Raw genomic sequence first — 16,191 nt, forward strand, 5'->3', positions numbered from 1 at the left:
GCACACTCCCCAACGCCAACAAAAACAGCGGAGGCTTTCATGCTTCAAGTCGCCAACAGAAAACTAGCGTCGCTCAGCGACGTGCTCTTTACCGGACTGGGCCGCGTGCTCGGCTTTCTGCATCCGGTGGCCCGCGGGCTCATCGGGTCATGGCGACCGCCGGGGTGGCTGCGCATCGCGGGTGCGTTCGTGCTGCTCGGGCTGCAGTGGCTCCAGCAACGCCTGGCCTGGCTCGTGTTGCTGCTGTTGCTGGTGCTCGCCGGCTGGATGGCCAGCCCCCACGTGCTGAAGTGGTGGCACGGGCTGACGCCTGACCGCGTCGAGCCCGTGGTCGCCACCGCGAAGACCGAGCCGCCGCAGCGCACGCAGATCGAATTCGACAAGGGCCCCAACCCCTTCGTCGTCAACTTCTCCGCCTCCGTGGCGCCCATTGCGCGCATCGGCCAGGAAGCGACCGGCGTCGCCATCGAGCCCGCCATTGCCGGCCGCTGGACCTGGGCCAAGCAGAACCGCCTCGAGTTCCTGCCCGCGCAGGACTGGCCCGTCGGCCAGCCCTACAAGGTGCAGCTGGCCGGCAATGTGCTCGCGCCGCACATCGAATTGGCGCAGCGCAAATACGAGTTCACGTCGCCCGAGTTCAACGCGCAGATCGCCGCCGCCGAGTTCTACCAAGACCCGGTGCAGGCCAACGTGCGGCGCGCCCTTTTCCAGGTGCGCTTCTCGCACCCCGTGAACACCGCCGAGTTCGAGAAGCGCCTGGTGCTCACCTACGACCAGGCGTGCGGCACCTCGTTCTTCAGCGTGGGCAAGTGCGCGAGCGAGAAGTTCACCGTCAGCTACGACAAGCTGCGCCTGAACGCCACCGTGCAGTCCGAGCCGCTGCCCGTTCCCGAGAAAACGCGCCCCGTGGTGCTGAGCCTCACGGCCGGCACCGTCGCGCAGAAGGGCGGCCCCGCCCAGCGCGGCGACGCTTCGCGCGCCGTCGACATTCCCGGCCTCTACAGCCTGAGCATCGCCAGCATCGACCCCACCATCGTCACCGGCGAAAACGGCGAGCCCGAACACGTGATGCACGTCACCGCCTCCATGCCCGTGCACGAGCGCGAAATGGCGCGCGTGGTGCAGGCCTGGCTGCTGCCCGCCACCGAAGAAGCCAAGGGCAACAAGGACGACAGCGACGAAAAGTTCGACTGGTCGGCCGACCCCGCCAAGGTGACCGACGCCGTGCTGCGCCGCGCGAAGAAGATCAACCTGCAGCCCATTGCCAGCGAGCGCGAAGTGACCGACCTGGTCAGCTTTCGCATGCCCCAGGCCGAGGGCGGACGCTACCTGCTGGTGCGCATCGCCAAGGGCCTGAAGACGCCCGGCGGCTACCAGCTGGGGGCGGCGCGCCAGGACGTGCGTCTGCTCAAGACCTTCGCGCCCGAGCTCAGCATCATGAGCCAGGGCTCGCTGCTCGCGCTCTCGGGCGAGCGCAAGCTGCCGATCCTGGTGCGCGACCTGCCGGGCATTCGCCTCGAAATCGGCCGCCTGCTGCCGCAGCAGCTGCAGCACCTGGTCACGCAGACCAACGGCGACTTCTCGCACCCGCAGTTCTACGGCGGCCTCACGTCGGACAACCTGGTCGACCGCTTCCAGAAGGACATTCCGCTGAGCATTCCCGCCGGCAAGGCGCACTACGAGACCGTCGATTTCGCGGAGTACCTGCGCAACGACGTGGCCGACCGGCGCGGCGTGTTCCTGCTGAAGGTGCAGGGCTACGACCCCGCCGCCAGGAAGAAGAAGCCCGAAGCCGACGGCGAAGCCCAGGCCGAAGACGCGCAGCAGGAAGAACAGTCTTCCGAGTCTTCCGAGAGCGAAGACGGCAGCGACAGCAACAGCGAAGCCGGCAACCCCGAGCAGCAGCTCGACCAGCGCCTGGTGCTCGTCACCGACCTGGGCATCGTCGCCAAGAAGTCGCTCGACGGCACGCGCGACGTGTTCGTGCAGAGCATTGCCAGCGGCCAGCCGGTGGCCGGTGCGCTGGTGGAGGTGTGGGGCCGCAACGGCATGATCGTCGCGTCGCAGAGCACCGACGCCACCGGCGCCGCCAGGCTGCCCAACCTGGCCGGCTACCAGCGCGAGAAGACGCCCGTGGTGCTGGTGGTGCGCAAGGAAGGCGACCTGAGCTTCCTGCCCTTCAACCGCAGCGACCGCACGCTGGACATCTCGCGCTTCGACGTGGGCGGCCTGCGCGCGGCGGGCGTGCCCAACCAGATGACGGCCTACGTGTTCAGCGACCGCGGCATCTACCGCCCCGGCGACACCATGCACATCGCGATGATGGTCAAGGCCGGCAACTGGGGCACGTCGCTGCGCGACCTGCCGCTGGAAGCCGAGATCATCGATGCGCGCGGCCTCGGCGTGCGCCGCGAAAAGCTCAAGCTCGGCCCCGGCGGCGCCGCGGAAATCGCGCACACCACGCAAGACAGCTCGCCCACCGGCAACTACACCGTCAACCTCTACCTGCCGCGCGAGTCCTCGCCCGGCACGCCCGAGGTGGAAGGGCTGCTCATCGGCAGCACCACCGTGAAGGTGCAGGAGTTCCTGCCCGACCGCACCAAGGTGACCGCCAGGCTCAGCAGCGAGGCCGCCGAAGGCTGGGTCAAGCCGAAGGACCTGAAGGCCTTCGTCGATGTGCAGAACCTCTTCGGAACGCCCGCGCCCGACCGCAAGGTGGAAGGCACGCTCACGGTGAGCCCGGGCTTCCCGGTGTTCCGCGCGTTCACCGACTACGCCTTCTTCGACCCGCAGCGCGCCGCCGACAAGCAGGTCGACGACCTGGGCAGCGTGCAGACCAGCGCCGAGGGCAAGGCCGAGTTCGACCTGCGCCTGTCGCGCTTCGACGCCGCCACCTACCAGGTGCACGTGCTGGCCAAGGCCTTCGAGCCCGAGGGCGGGCGCAGCGTGTCGGCCGAGGCGCAGACACTGGTGAGCGACATGCCCTACCTGGTGGGCGTGAAGACCGACGGCGACACCAGCTACGTGAGCAAGGGCGCCGCGCGCAACGCCACCGTGATCGCCATCGACCCGCAGGCGAAGAAGACGGCCGTGGCCGAGCTGAAGCTCGAGCGCGTGGAACGCAAGGTGCTGTCGGTGCTCGTGAAGCAGGACAACGGGCTGTACCGCTACGAGTCGCGCAAGAAGGAAGTGGTGCTCGACGAGAAGCCCTTCGCCATTGCCGCGGCCGGCAACACGGTGGCGCTGGACACCGGCGCGCCCGGCAACTTCGCGTACGTGGTGCGCAACGCGCAGGGCCAGGAGCTCAACCGCGTGGAGTACAGCGTGGCGGGCAACGCCAACGTGTCGCGCTCGCTCGACCGCAACGCCGAGCTGCAGCTCACGCTCGACCGCAAGGACTACGAGCCGGGCCAGGAGATCGCGGTGAGCATCCGTGCCCCTTACGTGGGCGCGGGCCTCATCACCATCGAGCGCGACAAGGTCTACGCGCACGCATGGTTCAAGACCGACAAGACCGCCTCGGTGCAGAAGATCGTCTTGCCCAAGGACTTCGAGGGCACCGGCTACATCAACGTGCACTTCGTGCGCGACCCGTCGTCCGACGAGGTGTACATGAGCCCGCTGTCGTACGGCATCGTGCCCTTCGCCACCGCGTTGACCAGGCGCACCGCCAACCTGCAGCTCACGAGCAGCGAGCTGGTGAAGCCGGGGCAGACCGTGAAGATGAAGCTCACCAGCGACAAGCCCACGCGCGCCGTGGTGTTCGCGGTGGACGAGGGCATCCTGCAGGTGGCGCGCTACAAGACGCCCGACCCGCTGAAGCACTTCTTCCAGAAGCGCGCGCTCGAGGTGGGCACGCTGCAGACGCTCGACCTGATCCTGCCGGAGTTCAAGAAGCTCATGCAGGGCGCGGCACCCGGCGGCGACGGCGAGGGCGAACTCGGCAAGCACCTGAACCCGTTCAAGCGCAAGCGCGACAAGCCGGTGGCCTACTGGTCGGGCCTGGTGGACGTGAACGGCAGCCGCGAGTTCAGCTACACCGTGCCCGAGAGCTTCAACGGCAGCCTGCGCGTGATGGCCGTGGCCATCAACGACGAGACCACCGCCGCCAAGAGCACGCGCACCGTGGTGCGCGGCGACATGGTGATCCTGCCGAACGCACCGCTGGCCATGGCGCCGGGCGACACGGTGGAGGTGGGCGTGGGGCTGGCGAACAACATCGCGGGCTCGGGCAAGGAAGCGCCCATCGCGCTGACGCTCACCGCCTCGGGCGGGCTCGAGGTGGTGGGCGACGCCACGCAGACGCTGAAGGTCAACGAGCGCGGCGAGGCCAGCACCAGGTTCAACGTGCGCGCCAAGCCGGGCGCGCAGGCGGTGCTGGGTTCCTCGGCGCTGGTGTTCACATCGACGCACAAGACCTTCAGCGCGCGCCTGTCGACCGAGGTCAGCGTGCGGCCCGCGTCGCCCTTCGTCACGCTGGTGCAGGCGGGCAGCTTCCAGCGCGCCGGCGAGCTGAGCAGCAAGGCCGACCTGTACCCGAACTTCCGCCAGAGCGACGTGGCCGTGTCGGCCGCGCCCTGGGCCTTCGCGACCGGGCTCATGCAGTACCTGGAGGCCTACCCGCACGGCTGCACCGAGCAGATCACGAGCCAGACCTTTCCGGCGGTGCTGCTGTCGGGCCGGCCCGAGCTGGTGAAGGAAATGGCGCGCGGCCGCACGGCCGAGCAGGGCCCGATGCCCGAGGCGCGCAAGACCTTCGAGCGCTACCTGGTGCAGCTGCGCGCGCGGCAGACGGCCGACGGCGGCTTCTCGCTGTGGCCCGGCGCGGGCACCGACGCCTTCGCCACGCTGTACGCGGTGCACCTGCTGGTCGAGGCCAAGGACCACAAGCTGCCCGTGCCGCAAGACCTGCTGCAGAAGGCCAACACCTACCTGCAGGGCTGGCTCGGCAGCGGCGACACCACGCTCGACGGCTGGCGCCAGCGCACGCAGGCGGCCTACCTGCTGACGCGCCAGGGCATCATCGCGCCGGCCGCGCTGGCCAACCTGCGCGAAGCCTGGCGCGGCAAGAAGACGCAGGGCTGGAACGACGACCTGGGCGCCGTGTACCTCGCCGCGAGCTACCAGCTCGTGAAGCAGGAGCAGGTGGCCGGCGAGTTGCTCGACCCGGTGTGGAACGACCTGCTCGCGCGCACCGAGAAAAAGCAGCGCCACAACATGTGGGGCGCGTACTACGACCCGCTGGTGCACGACAGCATGACGCTGCACCTGGTGGGCCGGCACTTTCCGGTGCGGCTGAAGACGCTGAAGCCCGCCGTGTGGGAAGGCATGGCCGCGATGGTGCGCGACGGTTGGTACAACAGCCTGTCGTCGGCCTCGATGCTGCTGGCGGTGGACTCGTACTTCGAGGCCGTGGGGCAGAACGCCGACGGCAAGCTCACCGCGAGCGCCATCGATGCGCAGGGCCAGGCCGCGGCGCTGGCGCTGGGTGCGGTGAACCCCATCACGCGCGCCGCGGTGCCCGCCGGCACGGCGAAGCTGAAGCTGTCGAATGACAGCGACTTCAACCTCTACTACAGCTGGGCCGAGCAGGGCTTCGAGCGCAACGTGCCCGCCACGCCGGTGAACCAGGGCATGGAGATCTTCCACGAGGTGCTCGACGCCAAGGGCAACCCGGTCACCAAGGTGAAGCTGGGCGACGAGGTCACGGTGCGGGTGCGCGTGCGCAGCCTGGAGCGCGCGCAGGTCAACGACGTGGCGCTGGTCGACGTGCTGCCCGGCGGCCTGGAGCCGGTGCTGCAGGCCGTGGGCGACGACGACGACACCCATGCCGATGCGCCGATCTGGAAGAAGCGCCTGGGCGGCGGCGGCTCGTGGCAGGTGCAGTACGCCGACATCCGCGAGGACCGCGTGGTGTTCTACGGCGGCGTCGGCAAGGAGCTGCTGGAGGTGACGTACAAGGCGCGCGCCACCAACGTGGGCGACTACGTGGTGCCGGCGGCGTACGGCGAGGCGATGTACGACCGCCGCGTGTTCTCGCGCTCGGCGGGTGGGCGCTTCCAGGTGGTGGCGAATTGACCGCGACAACGGCGCGCGTCGTCCCCTCTCCCGCATGCGGGAGAGGGCTAGGGTGAGGGTGCGGCCTTCGTATGAACACGCTGCCCGATCCATCGCCGTCGCCCTCACCCCAGCCCTCTCCCGCAAGCGGGAGAGGGAGCAAGGCAGCGCGTCGTGACCTGACCCTCGGCCTCTTCTTTCTTGTCCCCTCTCCCGCATGCGGGAGAGGGCTAGGGTGAGGGTGCGGCCTTCGTATGAACACGCTGCCCGATCCATCGCCGCTGCCCTCACCCCAGCCCTCTCCCGCGAGCGGGAGAGGGAGAGGGAAAGGGAGTAAATCCCGGGCGCGCAAGGCGCTCATCGTCTTCGCGATCGCCGCGCTGCTGCTCGCCCTGCTCCGCCTCTGGCCCCACGCTGCCCTGAGCGAAACCGTCGGCAGCTCCCGCGCCGTCTACGCCCAGGGCGGCGAGTTGATGCGCCTCACGCTCGCGGGCGACGAGCAGTACCGCCTCTGGGTGCCGCTCGAGCGCATCTCCCCCACGCTGGTCGATGCCGTGCTGCTGTACGAAGACCGCCGCTTCCACGCGCACCCCGGCGTCAACCCCGCCGCGCTCGCGCGCAGCGCATGGCGCATTGCCAGCGGCGAGCGCCGCCAGGGCGGCTCCACGCTCACCATGCAACTGGCGCGTCGCGTGTACGGCATCGACAGCCGCACGCCCACCGGCAAGATCGCGCAGATTTTTGCCGCGCTGTGGCTCGAGGCGCGCTTCAGCAAGCACGACATCCTCGAGGCCTACCTCAACACCGCGCCCTACGGCGGCAACATCGAAGGCGTGCAGGCCGCGAGCCTCATCTACTTCCGCAAGGACGCCGCCAAGCTCAGCCTGCCCGAGGCGCTGACGCTGGCCGTCATTCCGCAGAACCCCATCAAGCGCATTGCCGAGCGCGGCCGCAACACCGAGCTGCAGTCCGCGCGCGAACGCCTGTGGGCGCTGTGGGCCGAGCGCGACCCCACCGCCAGGCAGCACGCGCCCGACGCGCAGCTCGCGCTGTCGGCGCAGTCGCGCGGCAGCCTGCCCTTCCTGGCGCCGCACGCCACCGACATGCTGCTCGCGCAGGAGCGCGGCGTGCAAGAGGTGCGCACCACCATCGACCTGCGCATGCAGTCCACGCTCGAACGCGTGATGGCGCAGTACCTGCGCACGCACGCCGACGTGGGCATGAGCAACGCCAGCGCGCTGCTGCTCGACGCCTCGACCATGCAGGTGCGCGCCATGATCGGCTCGGCCGACTTCCGCAACGACGCCATCGCGGGCCAGGTCAACGGCGTGCTGGCCAAGCGCTCGCCGGGCTCCACGCTCAAGCCCTTCATCTATGCGCTGGCGCTCGACCAGGGCCTGCTGCACCCGCGCACGATGCTGAAGGACTCGCCCACCTCCTTCGGCCCCTACACGCCGGAGAACTTCGACCACCGCTACGCCGGCCCGCTGTCGGCGCAGGAGGCGCTGATTCGCAGCCGCAACATTCCCGCGGTGGCGGTGGCCGCGAAGCTCTCGAAGCCGGGGCTGTACGACTTCATGCGCCTGGCCGGCGTGCAGAAGCTGCAGGGCGAATCGCACTACGGCCTGGCGCTGGTGCTCGGCGGCGGCGAGGTCACGCCCGAGGAGCTCGCGGGCATGTACGCCACGCTGGCCAACGGCGGCATCTCGCAGCCGCTTCGCTACACCCGGCCCGCGCCCGGCGAGCGCCCCGCGCAGCCGCTGCGCCTGCTGAGCGAAGAGGCCTCGTTCATCACGCTCGACATGCTGCGCCACACGCCGCGCCCCGACACCACGCTGCCCGCGCGCCCCGCCATCGCGTGGAAGACGGGCACGTCGTGGGGCTTTCGCGATGCGTGGACCGCGGGCGTGTTCGGCCGCCACGTGCTGGTGGTGTGGGTGGGCAACTTCGACGGCAGCAGCAACCCCGCGCTGGTGGGCGTCGATGCGGCGGCGCCGCTGTTCCTGCGCATGGTCGATGCGCTGCGCGCGGAACGGCTCGACCCGGGCGAGGTCGCGTCGCGCCAGCCGCCGGACCTGCGCCAGGTCGAGGTGTGCGCCGCCACCGGCGGCCTGCCCGACGCCCTGTGCCCCGTGCGCGCGACGACGTGGTTCATCGCGGGCAAGTCGCCGATCCAGGTCAGCAACCTGCACCGCGCGGTGTGGGTCGACGAGACCACCGGCAAGGTGGTGTGCGGCCCGCAGCCGAATGCGCGCCAGCAGGTGGTGGAGCAGTGGGGCAGCGACATGCGCCGCCTGTTCCGCCAGGCCGGCCTGCCGCGCGCGAGCGCCCCGGCCGACGGCTGCGAGAAGGACGGTGAAGCATCGGATGGCGCGCCGCTCATCACCTCGCCGCTGCGCGGCGTGCGTCACACGCTGCGCGTGAACAAGCCCGAGCCGCTGGTGCTGCGCGCCGAGGCCGCCGCCGGCACGCAGGCCGTGTACTGGTTCGCCGACGACGCGCTCATCGGCCGCGCCGCGCCGGGCGAAGGCATCACGTGGATGCCGAGCCTGTCGGAGTCGGGCCGGCGCTATGTGCTGCGCGCGGTCGACGACCAGGGCCGCGCCGAGTCGCGCGAGGTCACGGTGGACATCGCGCCCTGACCTTCCGGGGCCCAAGGGATGTCATGGCGTCGTCATGCCCGGTCGGCATGGTCACGCGTTTTCGACTCGGAACTTTCCCGACCATGACGCGTCCCGTTTTCCTTTCCTTCATCGCCACGGTCACCGCACTGGCCGCCGCATTCGCATGCGGCAGCGTCGCCGCGCAGACCGCCTTCCCCTCGACGTTGGCCGGCCACGCCGTGCTGCCCGCGCAAAGCTTCGTGGCCGCGCCCAAGGACGCGCCGGCCGACCTGCAGGTCAGCGGCAAGTTCACCACGCCCAAGCGCGTCGAGGCCATCGGCACGGTCGAAGGCCTGTCGGGCGGCCGCAGCACGGGCGTGTCGGTGCCCTTCAAGGGCCAGCCGCTGCAGGGCCACTCGGGCATCAAGAAGATGGACGACGGCACGTTCTGGATCCTCACGGACAACGGCGCGGGCGCCAAGGCCAACTCGCCCGACTTCATGCTCTACCTGAACCACTACAAGGTCGACTTCAAGAGCGGCAAGTTCAACCACCTGCAGACCGTGTTCCTGCACGACCCCGACAAGAAGGTGCCGTTTCGCATCGTCCACGAAGGCACCAAGCAGCGCTACCTGACGGGCTCCGACTTCGACCCAGAGAGCTTCCAGTTCGCCGGCGGCGCGCTGTGGATCGGCGAGGAGTTCGGGCCCTTCCTGATCAAGGCCGACCTGAAGGGCAAGGTGCTCGCGGTGTACGACACGCTGGTCGACGGCAAGGTTGTGCGCTCGCCCGACCACCCGGCCGTGACCACGCCCGGCGTGCCCGGCGGCGCGGTCGATTTCCAGGTCAAGCGTTCCAAGGGCTTCGAGGGCATGGCCGCATCGAAGGACGGCAGCAAGCTGTACGCGCTGCTCGAAGGCCCGGTGTGGAACGCCGAGGCCAAGGACTACGAGCGCGTGGAAGGCAAGGAAGCGCTGCGCGTGCTGGAGTTCGACGTGGCCACCGAGAAGTGGACGGGTCGGCACTGGAAGTACGTGCTCGAAGCCAACGGCAACGCCATCGGCGACTTCAACATGATCGACGGCACTACCGGCCTGATCATCGAGCGCGACAACGGCGAAGGCACGAGCGACAAGGCCTGCCCCGAAGGCCAGAAGCGCACCGACTGCTTCCACGACATCGCGAAGTTCAAGCGCGTCTACAAGGTCGAGCTGAGCGACGCGAACGTGGGCGGCCCGGTGCGCAAGATCGGCTACATCGACCTGCTGAACATTGCCGACCCCGGCAAGCTCGCGCGCAAGCCGCTGAACGATGGCGTGCTGAAGTTCCCGTTCTTCACCATCGAGAACGTCGACGTGGTCGACGCGACGCACATCGTGGTCGGCAACGACAACAACCTGCCCTTCTCGAGCAGCCGCGAGCCGAACAAGGCGGACGACAACGAGCTGGTGCTGCTGGAGGCCGGCGCGCTGCTGCAGGCGAAGTAAGCCGCGGCGGCAATGCCCCGGCGGGGAGGCAGGGCGGAGGGCGAAGCGGGTTGGGAAAATCGCGCCAGATGCGTATGATTCTCATCTTCACGCGTTTTCGCTCTTTTTCCTTTCCCTTTCCCATGAATTTCCGAACGACCTCGCTCGCCGTCCGGCGCGCGTCGTGAGCGCCGGCGTTCGCTACCGCCTCGGCGTGGCGTCTCGCGCGGTGGCCGCCATTGCCGGCGGGTACGGCGTGGCGGCACTCTGCGCCGCCGTGCTCGCGCTGTGCCTGCCCGCCGCCTTCGGCATGGCGCGCAGCGAAGCCACGCTGACCGGCACGCTGTCTTCCTTTCTCGTCTTCGTCGTCGCCGTGATGTGGGTCTTTGCCGCGCGCACGGCGGTGCGCGCATGGACCGGCCTGGCCGTTGCCGCCGCGCCGCTCGGCGTGCTGCTGCTGGTGCTCCTGCGCATCACCGGAGCGCCGGCATGAAGGAAGGTTTTCGCCAGTCGATGGCGTGGCTGCACACCTGGTCGGGCCTGCTGGTCGGCTGGGTGCTGTTCATGGTGTTCGCGGCCGGCACGGCCTCGTATTTCAAGGACGAGATCACGTTCTGGATGACGCCCGAGCTGCACGCCGTCGCGCAGAACGTGGTGCCGCAAGCGCAGACGGCCGAGGGGGCCGTGGCCTACCTGCAGAAGCACGGCGCGCAGAGCCCGCGCTGGTTCATCAACCTGCCGACCGAGCGCCGGCCGTCGACCGACGTGCTGTACCTGGCGCCGCCCGCACCCACTGCCGCGGGTGCCACGGGTGCGGCCCCCGCCGAGCGCCCGCGCCGCCGCTTCGACCGCGCCTCGCTGGACCCGGCCACCGGCGACGCCATTTCCGCGCCGCGCGTGACGCGCGGCGGCGAGTTCTTCTACCGCCTGCACTTCGACCTGCACTACATGCCCGCGCTGTGGGCGCGCTGGATCGTCGGCTTCTGCGCCATGTTCATGCTGGTGGCGATCTTCAGCGGCATCGTCACGCACAAGCGCATCTTCAAGGACTTCTTCACCTTCCGGGCGAAGAAGGGCCAGCGCTCGTGGCTCGATGCGCACAACGTGACGGCGGTGCTCGCGCTGCCCTACCACCTGATGATCACGTACACCGGCCTGGTCACGCTGATGTTCATGTACATGCCGTGGGCGCCGCAGGTGGCCTACAAGGACCGCGGCGGCGAGCAGGCCTTCTTCGCCGAAGTGTTCCCCGGCGGCGGGCGCGACCAGTTCAAGGCCTCGGGCAACAAGGTGCCGCTGGCGCCGCTCGCGCCCATGCTGGCGCAGGCCAGCGCGCACTGGAACGGCGCGGGCGTGGGCCGCATCACCGTGCACCAGCCCAACGACGCCAATGCCGTGGTCTTGCTCACGCGCGCCGAAGGGCCGCAGCTGTCGAACGACCAGCCGTCGATGCAGTTCAACGGCGTCACCGGCGCGCTGATCGGCGCCTTCGGCGACGTGCCCAAGCCGGCCGCCGAGACGCGCGGCGTGCTCTACGGCCTGCACATCGGGCGCTTCGGCGATCCGCTGGTGCGCGCGCTGTTCTTCCTGTCGGGGCTGGCGGGCTGCCTGATGGTCGCGACCGGCCTGCTGCTGTGGGCCGTGAAGGAGCGGCAGAAGTTCGCCAAGACGCTCAAGCAGGGCGGGCGCATCAGCTTCGGGCTGCGCCTGGTCGACGGGCTGAACGTGGGCGCCGTCGCGGGCCTGCCGGTGGCCATGGCCGCCTTCTTCTGGGCCAACCGGCTGGTGCCGGTGGGCGTGGCGGAGCGCGGGGAGGTGGAGATCCGCTGGTTCTTCATCGTCTGGGGCGCGACCGCCGTGCTCGGCCTGCTGAGGCCCACGCTGCGCATGTGGCAGGCGCAGCTGGCGCTTGGCGCCTTGCTGTTCGTGCTGCTGCCGGTGCTCAACGCCTTCACCGGCCCCGCGCCGCTGACCGTCAGCCTGCGCTCGGGCCCGAGCGCGGTGGCGGGCTTCGATCTGGTCGCCATTGCGCTGGGCCTGGGGCTGGCCAGCGCCGTGTGGATCGTGGAGCGCAAGCGCCGCAAGTCGCTGGCCAAGCAGGTGAATGTGCAGGCGCAGGCGAACGTGCAGGCGTCCAAGGCGCCGGCCGCGGCGCAGCCGTCGCTGGTCACGTCGGAGCAGGGCTCGTGATGGATTCGCTGCTGCTCACCCTGGTGTTCGCCGCCTCGCTCGCCGGCTTCTGCGCGCTCAGCCTGGCCATGGACCGGCACAGCGAAGACGTGTACGGCCGCGGCAGCACGCCGGGCGCATGGCGGCGCTGGTTGCAACTGGGCGGCACCGCGCTGCTGTGCGTGTCGCTGGGCGCCAGCCTGCAGGCCGCGGGCGGCTCGGTCGGCTGGGTGCTGTGGCTGGGCGCGCTCACGGCCGCGGCGCTGTCCACGGTGGCGCTGCTGGGCTATGCGCCGCGGCGGTTCCCGTGGATCGGGTCGGCCGCGGCGGCCGTCGCCGTGGGCGGCGGGCTGCTGTACCTGCTGCTGGCCTGAACGGTTCAGGCCGGGCGGCGCGCCACCGTGCCGCCCGACACCACCCCCTGCGTCATCGGCAGGGCCATGAAGTCGTGCGGAAAGCCCATCGCCACCGCGCTGACGGCGTCCAGGCGCTGCAGCGTCGATGCGTCGAGCTGCACGTCGAGCGCGCCCAGGTTGTCCTCGAACTGCGCGAGCGTGCGCGCGCCGATGATCGGCATCACCACCGGCGCGCGGCGGTGCAGCAACCACGCCAGCGCGACCTGCGCGGACGAGCGGCCTTGCTCCTTCGCCACCTGCGCGACCACCTCGGCGATGCCCAGCGAGCGCTCGCTCAGCGCGCCGTTGCCGGCCGCCACGTCCTTGCGCGTGCCGGTCACGCCCGAGGCCGCGTCCTTCGTGTGGCCGATGTCGGCGCGCGTGTACTTGCCCGAGAGCACGCCGCTGCCCAGCGGCGACCACGCCATCACGCCCAGGCCGAGCTCGTGCGCCATCGGCAGCAGCTCGCGCTCCACGGTGCGCTCGATCAGGCTGTGCTCGATCTGCAGCGCCACCAGCGGCGTCCAGCCGCGCAGGTCGGCCAGCGTCTGCATGCGCGCCACCTGCCAGGCCGGCGTGTCGGAGATGCCCGCGTACACCACCTTGCCCGAGCGCACCAGGTCGTCGAAGCCGCGCATCACCTCGTCGACGGGCGTGAGGTTGTCCCAGATGTGCAGGTACAGCAGGTCGATGTAGTCGGTGCCCAGGCGCTTCAGGCTGGCCTCCACCGAGCGCACCATGTTGCGCCGGTGGTTGCCGCCCGCGTTGGGGTTGCCCGGCTGCATGTTCAGCGTGTACTTGGTGGCCAGCACCACCGACTCGCGCTGGCCTTCGAGGAACTGGCCGAGCAGCTTTTCGGAACTGCCGTTGGTATAGAAATTGGCCGTGTCGACGAAGTTGCCGCCGCGCTCCCGGTACAGGTCGAACATGCGGCGCGACTCGCCGGCGTCGGCGCCCCAGCCCCAGTCGCTGCCGAAGGTCATGGTGCCCAGCGACATGGGGCTGACGCGCAGGCCCGAGCGGCCGAGGGTGAGGTAGTGGTCGAGCTTCATGGTGAATGTCCTTTCGAGGTGGCTGGCGTTGCGGTTGCAGCGCCATGGCCTCGAAGGTAGTTGCGCCATTGCGCGGGAAAAAGCCCGCCGGGCTTGATGCTTTGTGAAGCTGGTCTTCATAATTTGCCGCATGTCGCCCGAACTGCTTCCCGCCATCGCCGCCTTCGCCCGCGTGGCGCACCACGCCAGCTTCACCCGCGCTGCCGAAGAGCTGGGCGTGTCGCCCTCGGCCTTGTCGCAGACGGTGCGCGCGCTGGAGCGGCGCCTGGGCGTGCGGCTGCTCGACCGCACCACGCGCCGCGTCGGCGTGACCGAGCTGGGCCAGCAGCTGCTCGAGGGCGCGCGCCCGGCGCTGGACGCGCTGGCGCAGGCGGTCGAAGGGCTGGACGAAGCGCGCGACCGCCCGGCCGGCCTGCTGCGCCTGAACGCGGCGCGGGTGTCGGCCGAGCTGCTGCTGTACCCGCACTTCGGCGATTTCGCGCAGGCCTACCCCGACATCACGCTCGAACTGGTCTGCGACAACCGCATGGTCGACCTGGTGGAAGGCGGCTTCGATGCCGGCATCCGGCTCGGTGAAAGCCTGGCGCAGGACGTGGTGGCCGTGCCCATCGGCGGGCCGCAGCGCATGGTGACCTTTGCCTCGCCGCGCTACCTCGCGGGCCGCGCGCTGCCCCGAACACCGGAAGACCTGCGCGCCCACCAGTGCCTGAACTACCGCCTGACCACGGGCGGCCTGTACCGCTGGGAATACGCGCAGGACGGCCGCGCGCTCGACATCGAGGTGGCCGGCCCGCTGGTGAGCAACGACAGCGACGTGCTGCTGGCCGCGGCGCGCTCGGGCGCGGGGATCATGGTGGCGTTCGAGGACGCCGCGCGCGAAGACTTCGCCAGCGGCCGGCTGGTGCCGCTGCTGGAGCCCTGGTGGCCGACTTTTCCGGGCTTCTACCTGTACCACCCGAGCCGCGCGCAGGTACCGCGCAAGCTCAGGGTGTTCATCGATTTCCTGCAGGCGCGGCACGCGGCGCCGCCGGTGTCGCAGCGGGCCAGCAAGCCGCTCAGGCCCGCATCAGTGCCTCGATCTCGTCCGCATCCACCGGCACGCCGCGAGAAATGAGCTCGCAGCCGGTGGCCGTGACGATCGCGTCGTCCTCGATGCGGATGCCGATGTGGTGGAACTGCTCGGGCACGCCCTCGCCGGGGCGCACGTAGATGCCGGGCTCCAGCGTCAGCACCATGCCCGGGTGCAGGATGCGGCTCGGGCGGTTCTTGATGACCTCGTTGGACAGCGGATCTTTCCGCTCGCTCACCTCGCCGACCTGCGTGGGCTCCACGTAGCTGCCGCAGTCGTGCACGTCCATGCCCAGCCAGTGGCCGGTGCGGTGCATGTAGAACTGGAAGTAGGCGCGCGAGTCGATCACGTCGTCCAGGCCGCCGACCTTGTTGGCGTCGAGCAGGCCCAGGTCGAGCATGCCCTGCGCCAGCACCTTCACGGCCGCGTCGTGCGGGTCGTTGAAGCGGTTGCCGGCCTTGGTGGCGTCGGCCGAGGCGTACTGGCTCTGCAGCACCAGGTCGTACAGCGCGCGCTGCGGGCCGGTGAACTTGCCGTCGGCCGGAAAGGTGCGGGTGATGTCGCTGGCGTAGCTGTCGAGCTCGCAGCCCGCGTCGATCAGCACCAGCTCGCCCGGGCGCACGGGCGCGGCGTCGGCGCGGTAGTGCAGCACGCAGGCATTGGCGCCGGCCGCGACGATGGAGCCGTAGGCCGGGTACTGCGAGCCGCCCAGCCGGAACTCGTGCAGCAGCTCGGCGTCCAGGTGGTATTCGCGCACGTCCTTGCCCTCGCGCAGCATGCGCGCCGACAGCTGCATCGCGCGGATGTGGGCGCGCGCGCTGATCTGCGCGGCGCGCCGCATGATGTCCTGCTCGTGCGCGTCCTTCACGAGGCGCATCTCGTCGAGCAGGCCGCACAGGTCGCGCTGCTCCTCGGGGCACAGCGCGCCGTAGCGCACGCGCGCGCGCACCGACTGCAGCCAGCCGTCGATGCGCGTTTCCAGCCCCTTGTGGGTGGCGAACGGGAACCACACGGTCGACTTGTTTTCCAGCAGCTTGGGCAGCTTCGCGTCGAGGTCGGCGATGGACAGGGCGTCGTCCACGCCGAGCGCGCCCGGCGCGGCTTCTGGGCCGAGGCGAAAGCCGTCCCAGATCTCGCGCTCCAGGTCCTTGGGCGCGCAGAACAGCGTGGAGCGGCCATCGCCCGAGAGCACCAGCCAGGCGTTGGGCTCGGTGAAGCCGCTCAGGTAATAGAAGTAGCTGTCGTGGCGAAACAGGAAGTCGCTGTCCCGGTTGCGCTGGCGCTCCGGCGCGGTCGGGATGATGGCGATGCCGTCCTTGCCCAGCTGCGAGGCAAGGCGCGCGCGGCGCTCGGCGTAGATCGTGGTGTCAATGGGCATGG

At 70.0% G+C, this 16,191-nt stretch carries 9 protein-coding genes; 7 read left to right on the top strand and 2 right to left on the bottom strand.

The window, feature by feature from the left end; all coding sequences use genetic code 11:
• Positions 1-39 precede the first annotated feature (39 nt).
• The 6 genes from QTI51_RS28195 (at position 40) to QTI51_RS28220 (ending at position 12,669) form a co-directional block, all read left to right on the top strand.
• Positions 40-6,078: an alpha-2-macroglobulin family protein gene (locus QTI51_RS28195; RefSeq protein ID WP_286516869.1), complete on the top strand. Its 6,039-nt coding sequence runs from the start codon at positions 40-42 to the stop codon at positions 6,076-6,078.
• Between the two features lie 233 nt (positions 6,079-6,311).
• Positions 6,312-8,699: a penicillin-binding protein 1C gene (pbpC, locus tag QTI51_RS28200; protein WP_286516870.1), complete on the top strand. Its 2,388-nt coding sequence runs from the start codon at positions 6,312-6,314 to the stop codon at positions 8,697-8,699.
• 83 nt (positions 8,700-8,782) lie between these two features.
• Entirely contained in the window at positions 8,783-10,147 is a 1,365-nt protein-coding gene (locus QTI51_RS28205) for an esterase-like activity of phytase family protein (RefSeq protein WP_116911676.1), read from the top strand.
• A gap of 163 nt (positions 10,148-10,310) precedes the next feature.
• Positions 10,311-10,619, top strand: coding sequence for a DUF3649 domain-containing protein (locus QTI51_RS28210; RefSeq protein WP_116911675.1), 309 nt, complete (start codon positions 10,311-10,313; stop codon positions 10,617-10,619).
• Positions 10,616-12,316, top strand: a complete 1,701-nt coding sequence (locus QTI51_RS28215; RefSeq protein WP_116911674.1) for a PepSY-associated TM helix domain-containing protein — start codon at positions 10,616-10,618, stop codon at positions 12,314-12,316. The genes QTI51_RS28210 and QTI51_RS28215 overlap by 4 nt, the downstream gene beginning before the upstream one ends.
• Positions 12,316-12,669: a DUF3325 domain-containing protein gene (locus tag QTI51_RS28220; RefSeq protein WP_116911673.1), complete on the top strand. Its 354-nt coding sequence runs from the start codon at positions 12,316-12,318 to the stop codon at positions 12,667-12,669. Before QTI51_RS28215 ends, QTI51_RS28220 begins: the two co-directional genes overlap by 1 nt.
• 5 nt (positions 12,670-12,674) lie before the next feature.
• Here QTI51_RS28220 and QTI51_RS28225 read toward each other — a convergent pair whose 3' ends face one another.
• Complete coding sequence (locus QTI51_RS28225) at positions 12,675-13,742, bottom strand: aldo/keto reductase (RefSeq protein WP_116911672.1); 1,068 nt, start codon at positions 13,740-13,742, stop codon at positions 12,675-12,677.
• Between the two features lie 130 nt (positions 13,743-13,872).
• On the opposite strand from QTI51_RS28225, the gene QTI51_RS28230 reads away from it, so the two are divergent.
• Entirely contained in the window at positions 13,873-14,856 is a 984-nt protein-coding gene (locus tag QTI51_RS28230) for a LysR family transcriptional regulator (protein ID WP_116911671.1), read from the top strand.
• Here the strand turns inward: QTI51_RS28230 and QTI51_RS28235 are convergent.
• A complete protein-coding gene (locus QTI51_RS28235) occupies positions 14,798-16,189 on the bottom strand; it encodes an aminopeptidase P N-terminal domain-containing protein (RefSeq protein WP_116911670.1) in 1,392 nt (463 codons plus the stop codon). The genes QTI51_RS28230 and QTI51_RS28235 overlap by 59 nt on opposite strands.
• Positions 16,190-16,191 lie beyond the last annotated feature (2 nt).

Origin of the sequence: Variovorax sp. J22G73 (assembly GCF_030317035.1) — a bacterium.
Taxonomy (GTDB): domain Bacteria; phylum Pseudomonadota; class Gammaproteobacteria; order Burkholderiales; family Burkholderiaceae_C; genus Variovorax.

Coding starts and splice junctions, on each gene's coding strand:
- QTI51_RS28230 (WP_116911671.1), top strand. CDS start 13,873: ATGTCGCCCGAACTGCTTCCCGCCATCGCCGCCTTCGCCCGCGTGGCG.
- QTI51_RS28215 (WP_116911674.1), top strand. CDS start 10,616: ATGAAGGAAGGTTTTCGCCAGTCGATGGCGTGGCTGCACACCTGGTCG.
- QTI51_RS28220 (WP_116911673.1), top strand. CDS start 12,316: ATGGATTCGCTGCTGCTCACCCTGGTGTTCGCCGCCTCGCTCGCCGGC.
- QTI51_RS28235 (WP_116911670.1), bottom strand. CDS start 16,189: ATGCCCATTGACACCACGATCTACGCCGAGCGCCGCGCGCGCCTTGCC.
- QTI51_RS28195 (WP_286516869.1), top strand. CDS start 40: ATGCTTCAAGTCGCCAACAGAAAACTAGCGTCGCTCAGCGACGTGCTC.
- pbpC (WP_286516870.1), top strand. CDS start 6,312: ATGAACACGCTGCCCGATCCATCGCCGCTGCCCTCACCCCAGCCCTCT.
- QTI51_RS28205 (WP_116911676.1), top strand. CDS start 8,783: ATGACGCGTCCCGTTTTCCTTTCCTTCATCGCCACGGTCACCGCACTG.
- QTI51_RS28225 (WP_116911672.1), bottom strand. CDS start 13,742: ATGAAGCTCGACCACTACCTCACCCTCGGCCGCTCGGGCCTGCGCGTC.